Genomic DNA, 14,211 nt, shown 5'->3' with positions numbered 1-14,211 from the left:
AAAACACCTCTCTGCCCGAAAATCTGGGTTCCGGGCAATAACGCGATATCAAGTGGAAAGTGACGATCTAGAAAGGCTATACCCGCAAGAATTGTAGGGATATAGGGCGTTGGCCGACCTTCTAGAGGCGCGATAATACCAGATTTGCTTACCACTGCCAGTTGCGGCTGAAGAATTTTCATGCCGAGGGTAGGGAGATAGCCAGCCTGAGTCGTGGTCTATATAGGGATACTTTATCTACACGCAGAGCCTATACCTTGATGGTGACAAATAACAACAAAGTGGTGCCTCTCAAAAAGAGGACCAGTGAAACCAGGGATGAAGTGCTTGAGCGCCTGTTTATAGACCACGGGGATGCCTTGCGTGGCTTTCTGATGGTACGCCTGGATACTCAGGATGATATTGATGACGTGATGCAGGAGGTTTTTATCCGGCTTGCGCGTATGCAGGATCTGGAAAACAGAATGGCACCTGAACGTCTGAATAATCGCTCTTTCATGGTAGCCATTGCCAACAATCTAGTTCTGGATTTGGAAAAAAGCAGGCAGGTACGCCACCGCTACGCTGAGAAAGAGCAGATGTGGGCTCAGGATGACCGTTCCAGCCATACCCAGACCCCTGAAATCATCAGTCAGAGTCGCGAAGAGTTGGAACGAATACGTGAAGCCATTATGAATCTGCGCCCAAAGTGGCGAACGGCATTCATTTTAAACCGTTTTAAATTCAAGAGTTACCAGCAGATAGCCTTGGAGATGGGTGTGTCTGTCAAGCAAGTAGAGAAATACATGAAGGGTGCCTTGGTACAAATCAGAAAAGTGGCAGCTGAATTTAAGGGAAATGGGGAACATCAAAAATGAATTGGTTAAATGTAACCACAGAAGAAAGTCGCGCAGCGGAAGATACGGTTCGGCTTTTTTCTGGCGAGCGCTCAACAAAGGACCTGGACGACCTCTCTGGTTGGAGTGAAAGGCAGTGTCAGCACAGTCAGTGCCTGTACGACACCTGGCGACTGTTGGCAGAGATGGACGGCCTGAAAGATGACCAGGAGCTGTTGTCACTGGCGACTAAGCCGCGCAGCTGGTTGGGAAGTAACGGCATTCGCAATGGATTGACCGCTGTGGCGGCTACAGTGTTGCTGGCGGTGGCGGTTATTTTTGGCACAGAGTGGCTCAACCCCGTGGAAACCCAAAGTAACAAGGTGCTGCGCTATGTTACCCAGGTTGGCGAGCAGAAAACCGTTGATTTGCCAGATGGCAGCGCGGTTACCTTGAATACCTCCAGTGTGGTGTTGGTGGATTATTCGGATACCGCAAGACGCCTGGTTCTGGATCGGGGCGAGGCGTTTTTTACCGTCGCCAAGGATGCAGCCCGCCCCTTTACGGTAGAGCTGGGTAGCCGTTCTGTCACCGCGTTGGGTACCGCATTTAACATCTATCTGCTGCCGGAAAAATTCACTTTGGCGGTAACCGAGGGTGTTGTTTCTCTGCATCGAAAGGAAGAAACAGTCTCACAGACTTCACCACAGCTGGATGCAAACAAAGACAAGCCACTGACAGTTAAACAGCCCAACCAGCTTCGTATCTCCGCCGGGACGATTGCCGAATATGAATTGGAGAGCCAACAATTAACCGCTCGTTACAGTGACGATATTGACAATTTCCAGAGTTGGCGCAGTCGAATCATTCGTTTTGATGCTGAGCCGCTGTTTAAAGTGGTAAAAGAATTGAATCGATATTCTGCCAAGAAAATTCTGATCGAAGACGACTCAGTGATGAATTTACCCCTTTATTCAACGGTTCATCTTGATCATATGAATGAAGCACTGGGGGTTTTTGAACGCGCGCTTCCCATCAAGGTAATGCATCGCTTTGATCGCATCGTTATCGTTGGGAACCACAAAAAAAAATAATGACAAACAGTAGGGTGTTTGAGTCCCACAGTCGTGATCTTTGTAGGTTTTGTAAAAAACCAGATAACAGAGAGATTTTTTGACAAAAGAGGTGGGTTAATAATGGCAAATAAAAAGCCGTTCACAAAAAAAATTATTGTTAAAGCCGTACAAACAGTGCTGGCCGTGTCTATTTACCAGGGTGCTTACGCTGGTGAAAAAGACATGCTGGATGTGGATATCCCCAACCAGAAAGTAGGTTCCGCTCTAATGGCGCTGGGGCAAAATGCCGGCGTTCAAATTGTTCTTGGCAAAGGCGCCAGGAACTATAACCACGTATCTTCCATAAAGGGCCAATACACACTTGATCAGGCGCTGGGCTTGCTGCTGGAAGACTCCGGGTTAAAGTATGAATTCGTTTCCGAAAACACAGTTTTTGTGGAAGCGGAGGACAACTCTGATTCGGAAGAACAAGACAGCGAAGCAAGCCTTGAGGCGGATGAGGAGGTAGTGATTACCGGCAGCCGCTTGCGGCATGTGGAACCTTATTCACCAGTTCAGGTTATTACCCGAGAAGATATCCAACGGCGGGGTTTTACCACCACCGAAGACCTGTTTCGCAGCCTGTCTGCAAACCAGTCTGACCTCAACTCCGCCAGCTCCCTCGATGGCACTCGTTTGCCGACTAACTTTCAAGGCAATGTAACCATTAATCTGCGCGGTCTGGGCCAGGAAAGTACGCTGGTTCTGGTCAATGGTCGCCGTGTGGCATCAGGTGCCGGCTTGGGGTCGAACAATGGTTTTAATGTGGGTGGAATTCCCATCAGCACCATTGAGAGGATTGAAATATCCACTGATGGTGGTTCTTCGATCTATGGTTCCGACGCCGTTGGTGGGACAGTGAGTATTTTTACCCGCAAAGACTTTGTTGGCAGTGAAACCACCGTCAGCTATGAAGATTCCTTTTCGGATGCCAATACAGAGTCCTTCAGTCAGTATCTGGGTGTCGGCTGGGGCAGTGGTAACGCCTCATTCAACTACTCAAAGGTCAAGCGAGACCCGGCACGAGCAAACAGGGTCGGTTTTACTACGGAAGATATTGGCACCTTGATAGGTCTTCCCCCTAACCCAAATGTAGGAACAGCACCCGTAAGGATTCTTCCTTTTGCTCCTCCCTTTCAGTTTGGGGCATTGCCAGAAGGCACGGATCCTACGAATTTCACACTTGCCGATATCCGGCCTGAAAATATTCAAGCTATTGACCGGGTTCGCCCGTTTTTATCCAGTACTGTTGAGACCGACAGCTATACATTAGATGTTAATCAGGAGTTTGGTGATTCATTTGAGGCAAACCTGAATGTCAGGTACAGCGAAACAGAAAGTGTCGGCCCGCTGGATTCCCAAGGCTATTTCCAGGTTTTGCCTCCATCTTCTCCGATAAACCCCACAGGAGCCACCCTGGTTGTTTTTGGTGACTTGTTTGAGTTGGTTGATAGCCTGCAGCTGAAACCACAGACCATTGTTGGCGAGCCCAGCTCACTGAATATTTCCGGCGGCTTTCTCTGGGATGTTCCCTACAAGGATTGGGATTTCAGATTTGATGCCACTGTCAGTAGCAGTGAATCCACTCTTTTCAGGGGCAATGCGCTGTTAGTGCCAGAATTGCTGGAGGCGGCAAATAACGGCACTATTAACCTGTTTGATCCTCTTTCTAATTCAGTGGAAGCGCTGTCTGCATTGATCGCTGATCAAACCTCCCAAACACCAAAAAATACTGCCCGCTCTTTCATTGCAAACCTGGATGGGCAATTGGCAAGCTTGCCTGCCGGAGATTTACGATTTTCTCTTGGAACTGAGTTTCGCCCTGAAATAGCCTCAGGGTTTAGTGAGCAATTCCCTGAGCCACCAACACGAGATGTTTTAGCGGTTTTTACTGAACTTAACTTTCCGCTGGTTTCGGGAAAAAACGCTCTGCCTGGGGTAAACAGTTTGTCGGTACGTCTTGCTGCCCGATGGGAGGAGTACGATCTACAAGGACAGCGTGAAGACGTATTTTTAGATAGACTTTTGGACTTAAGCGAAAAATTTACCAATACATCACCTACATTGTCAGTATCCTGGGGCATAACTGACACCTTGAATGTAAGACTTAACTGGGGCGAATCTTTTGTGGCTCCTACCCCAACAGCACTATTTTCAGATGTTACTCTCACCACAGCACAGCAACCAGTCTTGGATCCAAGGGCTCTAGGTGGTGAGCGTCAGGTGGTTGTTGACTTTTTCTCTGGAGGCAGTGAAACGCTACAACCAGAAACTTCCGATACCACAAGTGTTGTGATTGATTGGACACCGAAGTTTCTTGAAGGCTTTTCTGCCAGTGTTGCCTACAACGAAATCGACTTTTCGAATCGTATAGCTTTTTTGCAAGTTAATTCACCACAGGCAGTGCGTGAATTGTTGAACAGTCCAGAGCTGGAAGCAGATTTTGCACCCAGAGATGAGGCTGGCAACTTGTTAGCGATTATTTCTCGTCCCTTTAACCAGTCTTTTGCGTTTAGTAAAAACGTTGATGTCAATCTTTCTTACGCTTTTGACAACGACTGGGGATCCTTTCAGGCTACTTTGAATGCAAGTTACATTAAAGATAATGTGGCAATTGATCAGGTTGGGGAAGACATAACGGATTTTGTTGCAAGCAGTGACTTTTTTAGCGACAGGGTTCGGGGTAACGCTGTGCTGTATTGGGACAGAGACAATTACGGGGCTACGGTTACTTACAATCACACCAGCTCACATCGCGCAGATTTTGAGGGGCCGTTCTCCATTCTGGATCGAATCGAAGGTGAGTCTTCCTGGGATATCAGCGCTCACTACATATTGCCTGAAAGTGGCTGGAGATTTCAGCTGGGTATAGATAATGCCCTGAATGAGAGAGCCCCATTTTCGCCAATTGTCGGGCCTTTCGACCCCAGACGTTTCGATACCAGAGGCAGGGTGATTTCAGGCAGTGTGGTGAAGAGCCTTTCCTGGTAAACAAACTTTAATTTTGATTAAGCAACGCTTGGCCCACAGGTAGGTTTTTGTGGGCCTTTTCTTTTTTTGGAGGGAATGAGCATGAAAAATAATCTTTTGAGTTTGATGTTTTTGCTATCGGTTTGTGGCTTTCCGGGTTCAGTGGAATCCGCGAAGGCGGAAGCAAAGAAAGATATCGGAGAGCAGTGGTGGTTCAATCCGGACGGGCAAGAACAGCCTCAGTCTATGGTGGTAACCGGAACATTCAGGTTTGTTGAACAACTGAGGGAGTTGGGCGCAGACCCTTCTGATTTGCAAGCGACGCTTTGGTGCTTTGCTGACCCGGACAATAAATCTGGCGAGTTTGTTACCAACCTGCAAAGCGTGCCGGTTATAGATGGCAAATTCAAACTGGAGGTACCTGTCAAAGAGGTTCACTCCGTAGGGCTGGCGATTAATGGCAAAAATGGTCGCCTGACGCTGGCCAAAGTAGATGGCCTGATTTTAGAGCCTGGGCATGTACAGGTGGACGTGAACGCCAAGTCTGTTTCAGGTGGCTACTTCTACAGCAAGATATACACCTCCTGGAAGAATGCCCCGGAGTTGGTTGAGGCGAAGCAAGAACAGCAGGAGCTGGTATCCCGGCATCAAGCGGGCGTATCTGCCAGCCAACAGCAAGAGCTATATGCCAGATATGCTGTGCTTTCCAAAGTGATTGAAGATAAAACCCGCAACACAATTATGTCCGTTGCCAATACCGATCCGAATCCGGTAGCGCGCTATCTGGCCATTGGCGCATTTGAAAATGGTTTGTCCGCACTGGAAAGGTTATCGCGCCTGAGCCATTTGAAAAACGAGATACCGACTTATCGGCCACTCCTTAGCGACATCAAACGCATTCAGGCCAGGCTGGCTTCTGAAAAACGGGCAAACAGTATCAAAGTAGGCACCCTGATAAAGGACTTTAGCGCACACACACTGGCTGGCGAGCCGTTTCAACTGAAGGATGCACTTGTTGATGGCAATTTGGTGCTGGTGGAATTCTGGGCTTCCTGGTGTGGCCCGTGTCGGGACGAAATACCCCATATGAAAACCGCTTATCAACGTTTTAACCACAAAGGCTTTGAAATTGTTTCTTTCAGTCTGGATGACGACAAAGAAAACTGGCAAGAGGCTTCTGAAGAAGAAGCCATGCCATGGCTGGATGTAAGCGATTTGAAGGCCTTTTCCAGCCCGGTTGCCGAGATGTATGGCATTCAGGGGATACCGGCAAACTACCTGGTAGAGGGCAAAACCGGGCGAATTGTGGCAAAGGATTTGCGCCAGAAAGCACTGGATTACAAATTGTCGGAACTGTTGGGCGACTAACTAGGTAATCCACATGGCACGATATTTCAGTGTTTTGGGGTGACCTCTCAGTAAGTTAACTGTTTCGATTTCCCCCAAAAAATCCGATAGGAATAAATCGTGTAGCCAATAATGGCCGGTACAGTGATCACTACGCCCACCAACATAAATTTCAATGAGGCGGTGGCGCTGGCGGCCTCCCAAATGGTGAGTTGCTCTGGAACAATGTAAGGGAAGAAACTGTAAGCCAGACCGTGGAAGCTGAGTATAAAAATAACCACGGCGCTGGCGAATGGCACCCAGCAAAAACGGTCGCTACTGTATGGGAAGCCTTTCAAAAATTGGTTGGTCACCAACACCAGCGCAAATGTCATTACAGGAATAGGTGCCAGCAACAGCAGGTTAGGCAGGGCGAACCATTTATTGTAAATGCGCTCGCTGATCAACGGATTGACGATACAAACAGCGACAATTCCGGCTGCCATAATCCACAGGCTGCGCCGGGCCCACTTCGTTGCTCTGGCTTGCAAGTCGCCATCGGTTTTCATAATCAGCCAGCAAGCACCGATAAAGTGGTAGCCAGCGGTGACGCAAATGGCACTGAGAACGGCAAATCCATAAGCGCTGAGGCTGGTATCAAAACCGTGCACGTAGCGACCAAACATATAGCCCTGAGCCAAGGTGGCCATAACAGAGCCAATACGGAAACTATGGTCCCACAGGCGTTTGTGAGAAACCGCCGCCTTGGCTCGAAAATCAAAGGACACCCCGCGCAAAATCAACCCCACCAACAATAGTGCTGCAGGCAAATAGAGCTCGCCAAGAATAATGCCGTGAGCCTGAGGAAAGGCCACCAGCAAAATGCCCACCGCCAGAACCAGCCAGGTTTCGTTGGCGTCCCAGAAAGGGCCGATGGAGGCGATCATGCGATCTCTCTGTTGATCATTGCTGGCGTTTTTACTGAAAGGCAGCAGAATGCCTACTCCCAAATCGTAGCCATCCAGTATGGCGTAAACCAACATGGCCAAGCCCATCAGCCCGGCAAAAATAGCTGGGTATACACTGGCTTCGGTCATGCTCCGCTCTCCTTAACAGTAAGTTCCATGGCGGGGGTTGTGGGTGCCTGCTGTGATTCTGGTGCGCCCGCCTTACGGGCAATCAGGAACAGGGTGTGCACATAGGCCACCAGCAATACGGCATACAGTGACAGGTAAAGCGCCAGGGTAAAACCGATATTGCTCGGTGGAATGGCGGCTGCGGCATCGGCAGTGCGCAAAATACCGTGCACCAGCCAGGGCTGGCGGCCTATTTCCGTGACATACCAGCCGGCGAGGGTGGCCACCCAGCCGGAAAAGGTCATTGCCACCAGCGCCCTGGTTAGCCAAACCGGCAGCTCGCGGCGCTTGCGCCCCAGCCAGGTGGCTAACCAGGAACAGGCAAGCATCAGCAGGCCCACACCCACCATGATGCGGAAACCCCAGAACAGAGGTGCCACTGGCGGGTGATCGGCAAAATCCTTGAGGCCGGTGATTTCGCCATCGGCGTCGTGAGTCAGAATAAAACTGGCCAGCTTTGGTACGCCCAGAGCGTAGTCGTTTTGTTCGGTAGTTTCGTTGGGCAGGGCGAACAGCAGTAACGGCGCGCCACGCTGAGTTTCCCAAACCCCTTCAATGGCAGCGACCTTGGCCGGTTGGTATTTGAAGCTGTTAAGGCCGTGCAAGTCCCCGACAAATATCTGTATGGGAATCAGTATGGCCGCCAGCACAACACCGGTGCGCAGGGATTTTTCAACGGCGGGCTTTTGGTCACCGCGCAATTTCCGGTAGGCGGAAATGCCTGCCACCAGAAACGAGCCGGTGAGACCGCAGGCGAGCAACATATGGGTTAACCGATAGGGCAGTGAGGGGTTAAAAATAATCTGCCACCAGTCCACAGGGTGAGCGACACCATCGATCATTTCGTGGCCCGTAGGGGTTTGCATCCAGGAGTTCAGAGACAGTATCCAGAACGCCGACAGGGATGTGCCAACAGCCACCAGCAGAGTGGCCAGTGTGTGAGTGCGCTCCGATACGCGCCCCCGGCCAAACAGCATAATGCCCAGAAAAGTGGCTTCCAGAAAGAACGCCGTTAGCACTTCATAGGCCAGAAGTGGGCCCGCGATGTTGCCGACGGTTTCCATAAAGCCTGGCCAGTTGGTGCCGAACTGGAATGACATGGTGATGCCGCTTACTACTCCCAGCGCAAAGGTGAGGGCGAATATTTTTACCCAGAATGTGTAGGCATCCATCCAGCTGGCGTCACCGGTTGCCCGATAGCGCAGTTTAAAAAACAGCAGTATCCAGCACAGGGCGATGGTGATGGTGGGGAACAGAATGTGAAAACTGATGTTGGCGGCAAACTGGATGCGCGCCAGCATCAAAACACCTTCGGTGGCTTCGGGCATGGTGGCTATTCCTCGGGGTTAGGCGTATGGCTAGCTGCGTTTGCCAGCGATTTTGTCCTTGATATCGAGTACTTTGCTGACGCCGGCCCCCAACTTCATCAATTGTGCCAGGCTGTCGGAGTTCAGGCGCTGCATGTCGTTGCTCCAGGCGGTGACCATCTCGATCATGTTGTGAATGTCCTCGAAGCGCTGGTGAGCGTATTGCTCCGAGGCATTGGCAGGCTCTTTCATCAACAGGTTGCGCAGCATCGACAGGGTAGGGTCGATCTCCCGCTTGCGGCGTTCTTCAATCAGGGTACGGGTGATTTCCCAGATATCGTCCGGGGTGCCGTAGTAATCCTTACGATCGCCCGCAATGTTGTGTTGCCTCAACAGGTTCCAGGATTGCAGCTCTTTCAAACCCATGCTGACGTTAGAGCGGGAAATTCCCAGAGTTTCAACAATCTGATCCGCATTGAGCGGCTGCTCCGAGGTCATTAGCAACGCATAAATTTGGCTGACGGTGCGATTCATGCCCCAGCGGCTACCCATTTCGCCAAAGTGCATAACGAAACTCTGAATGGAAGGTGTTAAATCCATAATGCTCACTGTTTGAATTTTCAGAAATTATTGAAATTTTAATAATTCATATGATGCGGGTCAATGCGTATTTGCAAAATCCTCTTGAATGGTTGTGTGACTGGTCGCAATGACACTCTTGCAGGGCATTTATTGAATAGGTCTTATTGGCAGATTTTGGTATGCTGTTCAGTCGCATAGGTGAAAAAGATAAGAAAATACCTGCAGTTTGGTCATTTAGTGCGCAAATACCATTTTTTGTCATTTGATTGAGATAAATTTGCGCTCTAAATGAGGCCCCCTCGCGAAGGGGGATTGTCAGATGGCGGAGAGCGAGTTGCTAACAGGAATCGACCCCAATTCAACGGTCATGCGAGCGGTATCCAATGTTGTTGCCGCCGTTAAGCGTGTGCCGATGCTGTGGTGGCAGGGAGTGGTGGTTGTGTTGCTGTTGCTGGTGTTGGCCAGCAGTGCGGCCAAACTGTTTTGGGCGCTGTGGCCCGAGCAGAAACAAGAGCAGGTTGTAAAAGCCACTCTGTCTTTGCCGCAAAGTGACGGTAACAGCGGTGCGGCCGGTGTGGATGTTGGCAAGCTACTGCAGCTTAATGTTTATGGGGTCGCCGGTGAGTTGGCGGCGGAGCAGCCGGTGGATTTTGTGCTGCCGGATGAAAATATTGAAGCAGAAGATACCAAGCTGGCACTGAAACTGACCGGCGTGCTGAACAGCAGTGATCCAAAACTGGCCAGTGCCATGATTGCTCACAACAACAAGCACAAGAGTTATAAGGTTGGCGATAAGTTACCGGCGGGCCGCAATGTCACTTTGGATAGGGTATTGGATCGGCGTGTGATTCTTAACAATGCCGGGCGATACGAATCGCTCTGGTTGTTTGAAGGAATGAACGGCGAAGGGTTGTTGGTGGAAACCCCACAGCAGCAGAATACTGTGGTCAATAATAGCAGCACTGCACAGCCACAGACTCAGGCCCGGACCCAGACAGTGAGTCAGCCTACTGCGGAGCGCAGCGTTGTGGTTGAACTGCCAACGCCGGAAACCTTGGCACAGGTGGTGCGGGTAACCCCCCATAAAAAAGGCTTTGAAGTGAAGCCGCTAAAAAACCTGGCGCAGTTTGAACAGCTCGGTTTTAAATCCGGCGATGTAGTGACAGAGGTCAACGGCACTCCGGTCAGCCTGAACCCGGAGCAGATGCGCCAGCTCTACCTGGAAGTACTGCAATCGCCAACCGCGCAGATGCAGGTGCTGCGGGGCAACCGTCAGGTAAATTTGAATATCGACTTGGCCAACTTGGCCAAGGCAATTAACGAGTAAGCACGAGTGGATCGAGGAGCAGTAGTGAAGTCACTTTTGCACACAACAATTTTTCACGCAACGATAAGAAACGGGTTGCGGACGCTACTGCTAGCGGTCGTTTGCACGGGTGCGTTTGCTCAACAGGCCACTACAGAGAAAACCTGGACGCCCAATTTTCGCGATGCGGATATTCGCGAAGTAATCCACTTTGTCAGCGCCACTCTGGGGGCAGAGTCAGTGATTATCGACCCGCTGGTAAAAGGCAAGGTCGACGTTATTTCACGAGTGCCACTGAACCAGGAAAAACTCTACGACCTGTTTGTTAATGTGCTGGATGTGCACGGTTTTGCCGCCATTAACAGCAATGGCGTATTGCGGGTAATCCCCGCCAAAAAAGCCCGCACAGCACCTGCCAGTGCAAATACCCAGCCCGCCAGTGAAAACGGCTTTGTCACCCGCATTATCGAACTCAACCACGTGTCAGCCGCCAAAGTGCTGCCTATATTGCGCCCTATGGTGCCTCAGCATGCTCACCTGGCGGCGTCCACCAATGGCACTTTGGTTATTTCCGACACCGCTGCCAATGTTAGGCGCATTGAGCGATTGATTCGCCAGCTGGATAAAGCCTCCAAAACGGAAACCGAATTGGTGGAGCTGCACCACGCCCACGCGGAAGAACTGGTTACCCTGCTGGAAAAACTGAACAAGGGTGAAGGCAATGCCAATAATCAGCAGAAACAGCTGATTATGGTGGCCGAAAGCCGCACCAATTCTATTTTGTTGAAAGGCGATCAACTCTCCCGTGAGGAAGCGAAAAACCTGATTCGCCAGCTCGATCGCCCCGGCGAGCAAACCGGCAACATACGCACTTTTTACCTGCAACACGCTAACGCAGAATCACTGGCAGAAGTGCTTTCCGGTGTGATTTCCAATCTGGAGCAGGGCCAGCAAACACAGCAGCAAACTCGTTCTGCGGTGGTGGCGGATGTGGATACCAACTCCTTGATTATCACTGCCCAGGGAGACACTCTGGATTCACTGCTGCATGTTGTAAAGCGCCTGGATATTCGCCGTTCCAATGTGATTATCGAAGCGGTGATTGCCGAGGTGAACGATACTGTCGATCGCAATCTGGGTATTGAATGGGTCTATACGGATGAGGACAGAGGCACCTTTGGCAGCTCCGCCAACAACGGCGGTGGCTTGGGGGCACTGGCAGGCGCAATTGCAAATAACAACAACAGCAGCAGTTCCAACGATGACGATAACCTGTCAATTACCGGCGCTTTGGCGGGTATTCCCGGTCAGACCATTGGAGTGGGTCGTGTGGGCAGCACAGTGGATTTTGCGGTTGTGCTCAATGCCCTGCACAACGATGATGATTCCACTATTCTGGCAAAACCGCACTTGATTACCCTGGATAACAGCGAGGCGATCTTTAATAACGGTCAGCAGGTGCCTTTTCTTACCGGTTCGTTTACCAATAATGGCGGTAATAATAACAGCACCAATCCATTCCAGACCATTCAACGGGAAGACGTGGGTATTCGCCTGGAAGTCACCCCTCATATCAACAACGGCGGCAGCATGGAACTGGAAATCTATCAGGAGGTTTCCAGTATCAGCAATAGTAGTGCGGCCTCTGATCTGATTACTAACAAACGGGATATCACAGCAACCGTCAGAGTAGACGATGGTGAGATGATTGTGCTCAGTGGTCTGATCAGGGACGACCTTACCGATAACGAAAGAAAGGTGCCGTTGTTGGGTGATATTCCACTGCTGGGCCGCTTGTTCCGTTCCACAACTACGCAGTTGCGCCAGACCAACCTGATGGTGTTTATCCGCGCTCGTATTCTCCACGACGAGCAGGACACCTACGACTTTACCGCCGAGAAATACGATTTTATTCGCCAACGCCAGTTGGAAATGCAACGCGGCAGCAGCGGTTGGTTGGACAAGCAGAGAATCCCGGTGCTGCCAGAATGGCAAGAGCCGCGCCCGCAAGCCCCTCAGTCTCAATCTGAAAGTCAGCAGCCGGAACACCCTGACGAATGAACGCCGACTCCAATAGCCTGCCGTTTGCCTTTGCCAAAGCCCACGGGGTGCTGCTGGATGAGGGCAGGGTGGTGCATCGGGAAGGTCTTTCCTTGCCCACATTGCTGGAATTGCGTCGCTTTCTCGGCGCGCCCTTTGACTTGCAACAAGTGGATGACAGCGAATTTGCCCGCTTGCTGAGCACCAGTTACCAGCGCGGTGAAAGCGGCGAAGCCCAACGGGTCGCCGAAGACATGAGCGACGACATTGACCTGTCGCGACTGGCGGATGAAATCCCCGAAGACAGCGATTTGATGGAAGGGGAAAACGACGCCCCGGTGATTCGCCTGATCAACGCCATTCTTTCCCAGGCGGTGCGGGAAAAAGCCTCCGATATTCACATTGAACCCTTTGAAGACCGCCTGGCGGTGCGTTTTCGCATCGACGGTGTACTCAGCGAAGTGCTATCGCCAAAACCGCTATTGGCGCCGCTGTTGGTCTCTCGTTTAAAGGTGATGGCGCGGTTGGATATCGCCGAAAAACGCCTGCCCCAGGATGGCCGCATATCCGTGCGCCTGGCTGGCCATGGAGTGGATATTCGCCTCTCAACCATACCTGCCACCCATGGTGAACGGGTGGTGCTGCGGCTGCTGGACAAGCAGGCGGGGCAGCTGCAGGTGGATCAGCAGGATATGCCAGCGGCCATGCTGGATACCTTCAAAAGCGTTCTTACCCGGCCTCACGGCATTATCCTGGTGACCGGCCCCACCGGTTCCGGTAAAACCACCAGCTTGTACGCCGGGCTCAGTTACCTCAATAACAGCAGCCGCAATATCCTCACCATCGAAGATCCGGTGGAATATATGCTGCCCGGCGTTGGCCAGACCCAGGTCAATACCAAGGTGGATATGACCTTTGCCCGTGGTCTGCGGGCCATTTTGCGGCAAGACCCGGATGTGGTGATGGTGGGGGAAATTCGCGATGGCGAAACCGCTTCCATCGCGGTGCAGGCCAGTTTGACCGGCCACCTGGTGCTCAGCACGTTGCACACCAATACCGCTGTAGGTGCTATCACCCGTTTGCAGGATATGGGTGTGGAGCCATTCCTGTTGGCTTCCAGCTTGTTGGCAGTGATGGCGCAGCGTCTGGTGCGGGTACTCTGTGTGGACTGCAAGCAAGAATACGAACCAGACGAGGCGGAATGTGAGCGCCTTGGCCTGGAAGACCCAGCACCCATTTACAAAGCCGTGGGTTGCGAAAGCTGTAACCACACCGGCTACCGGGGGCGCAGCGCGGTATTTGAAATGATTGAGATCGACGACAAAATCAGCCGTTTGATCCACGATGGCGCTGGTGAACAGGAAATTCTGGATATCGCTCGCAAGCGCAACCCTTCTCTGAGCGAATCCGCCCGCGATCGCATCATGGCCGGGGATACCAGTTTGGCGGAAGTGTTGCGGGTAACGGCTACGTCAAATTGACAGCAACGCTGTCATCCTGAGGAGTCTTTCCATAAAGAAAGGCGACGTGAGGATCTCACAATTACCAGACTCTGAGATTCTCACGTCGCTGCGCTCCTCAGAATGACAAGGTTTAAAGAATGGTAAGTAATTC

10 protein-coding genes are annotated in these 14,211 nt (G+C 51.3%); 7 read left to right on the top strand and 3 right to left on the bottom strand.

Annotated features, from left to right (window positions below):
* The first annotated feature begins 260 nt into the window (after positions 1-260).
* The 4 genes from QSV34_RS00250 to QSV34_RS00235 all read left to right on the top strand — a co-directional run bounded on the left by QSV34_RS00250 (position 261) and on the right by QSV34_RS00235 (position 6,268).
* A complete protein-coding gene (locus tag QSV34_RS00250; protein WP_289151451.1) occupies positions 261-857 on the top strand; it encodes an RNA polymerase sigma factor in 597 nt (198 codons plus the stop codon).
* Complete coding sequence (locus tag QSV34_RS00245; protein ID WP_289150957.1) at positions 854-1,909, top strand: FecR family protein; 1,056 nt, start codon at positions 854-856, stop codon at positions 1,907-1,909. Before QSV34_RS00250 ends, QSV34_RS00245 begins: the two co-directional genes overlap by 4 nt.
* Positions 1,910-2,011: 102 nt before the next feature.
* A complete protein-coding gene (locus tag QSV34_RS00240; protein WP_289150954.1) occupies positions 2,012-4,921 on the top strand; it encodes a TonB-dependent receptor in 2,910 nt (969 codons plus the stop codon).
* A gap of 81 nt (positions 4,922-5,002) precedes the next feature.
* Positions 5,003-6,268, top strand: a complete 1,266-nt coding sequence (locus QSV34_RS00235) for a TlpA disulfide reductase family protein (protein ID WP_289150953.1) — start codon at positions 5,003-5,005, stop codon at positions 6,266-6,268.
* Between the two features lie 47 nt (positions 6,269-6,315).
* On the opposite strand, the gene cydB is transcribed toward QSV34_RS00235, so the two are convergent.
* The 3 genes from cydB to QSV34_RS00220 are packed head-to-tail and all read right to left on the bottom strand — an operon-like array spanning position 6,316 to position 9,269.
* Positions 6,316-7,323 carry a cytochrome d ubiquinol oxidase subunit II gene (gene cydB / locus QSV34_RS00230; protein ID WP_289150950.1) on the bottom strand — a complete coding sequence of 336 codons (1,008 nt, stop codon included), beginning with the start codon at positions 7,321-7,323 and terminating at the stop codon, positions 6,316-6,318.
* On the bottom strand, positions 7,320-8,690 hold the full coding sequence (locus QSV34_RS00225; RefSeq protein ID WP_289150949.1) for a cytochrome ubiquinol oxidase subunit I: 1,371 nt from the start codon (positions 8,688-8,690) through the stop codon (positions 7,320-7,322). Before QSV34_RS00225 ends, cydB begins: the two co-directional genes overlap by 4 nt.
* 30 nt (positions 8,691-8,720) lie before the next feature.
* Positions 8,721-9,269 (bottom strand): GbsR/MarR family transcriptional regulator, encoded by a 549-nt coding sequence (locus QSV34_RS00220; protein WP_289150948.1) that lies wholly within the window; start codon positions 9,267-9,269, stop codon positions 8,721-8,723.
* A gap of 301 nt (positions 9,270-9,570) precedes the next feature.
* Between QSV34_RS00220 and QSV34_RS00215 the strand changes: the two genes are divergently transcribed.
* The 3 genes from QSV34_RS00215 to gspE all read left to right on the top strand — a co-directional run bounded on the left by QSV34_RS00215 (position 9,571) and on the right by gspE (position 14,078).
* Positions 9,571-10,578: a type II secretion system protein N gene (locus QSV34_RS00215; protein ID WP_289150946.1), complete on the top strand. Its 1,008-nt coding sequence runs from the start codon at positions 9,571-9,573 to the stop codon at positions 10,576-10,578.
* Positions 10,579-10,653: 75 nt separating this feature from the next.
* Positions 10,654-12,618, top strand: a complete 1,965-nt coding sequence (gene gspD / locus QSV34_RS00210) for a type II secretion system secretin GspD (protein WP_289150945.1) — start codon at positions 10,654-10,656, stop codon at positions 12,616-12,618.
* The gene (gene gspE / locus QSV34_RS00205) at positions 12,615-14,078 is read left to right on the top strand and encodes a type II secretion system ATPase GspE (protein WP_289150944.1); all 1,464 of its coding nucleotides are present in this window, start codon (positions 12,615-12,617) and stop codon (positions 14,076-14,078) included. The genes gspD and gspE overlap by 4 nt, the downstream gene beginning before the upstream one ends.
* Positions 14,079-14,211: the final 133 nt, after the last annotated feature.

The sequence above is a fragment of the Porticoccus sp. W117 genome (assembly GCF_030341905.1).
Taxonomy (GTDB): domain Bacteria; phylum Pseudomonadota; class Gammaproteobacteria; order Pseudomonadales; family Porticoccaceae; genus SCSIO-12696.
This window is presented reverse-complemented; position numbering and strand designations above follow the sequence as displayed.

Bases quoted from the DNA above. Each gene is read 5' to 3' on its own strand.
- QSV34_RS00240 (WP_289150954.1), top strand. From the start codon at position 2,012: ATGGCAAATAAAAAGCCGTTCACAAAAAAAATTATTGTTAAAGCCGTA.
- QSV34_RS00250 (WP_289151451.1), top strand. From the start codon at position 261: ATGGTGACAAATAACAACAAAGTGGTGCCTCTCAAAAAGAGGACCAGT.
- QSV34_RS00235 (WP_289150953.1), top strand. From the start codon at position 5,003: ATGAAAAATAATCTTTTGAGTTTGATGTTTTTGCTATCGGTTTGTGGC.
- QSV34_RS00220 (WP_289150948.1), bottom strand. From the start codon at position 9,269: ATGGATTTAACACCTTCCATTCAGAGTTTCGTTATGCACTTTGGCGAA.
- QSV34_RS00225 (WP_289150949.1), bottom strand. From the start codon at position 8,690: ATGCCCGAAGCCACCGAAGGTGTTTTGATGCTGGCGCGCATCCAGTTT.
- QSV34_RS00245 (WP_289150957.1), top strand. From the start codon at position 854: ATGAATTGGTTAAATGTAACCACAGAAGAAAGTCGCGCAGCGGAAGAT.
- cydB (WP_289150950.1), bottom strand. From the start codon at position 7,323: ATGACCGAAGCCAGTGTATACCCAGCTATTTTTGCCGGGCTGATGGGC.
- gspE (WP_289150944.1), top strand. From the start codon at position 12,615: ATGAACGCCGACTCCAATAGCCTGCCGTTTGCCTTTGCCAAAGCCCAC.
- QSV34_RS00215 (WP_289150946.1), top strand. From the start codon at position 9,571: ATGGCGGAGAGCGAGTTGCTAACAGGAATCGACCCCAATTCAACGGTC.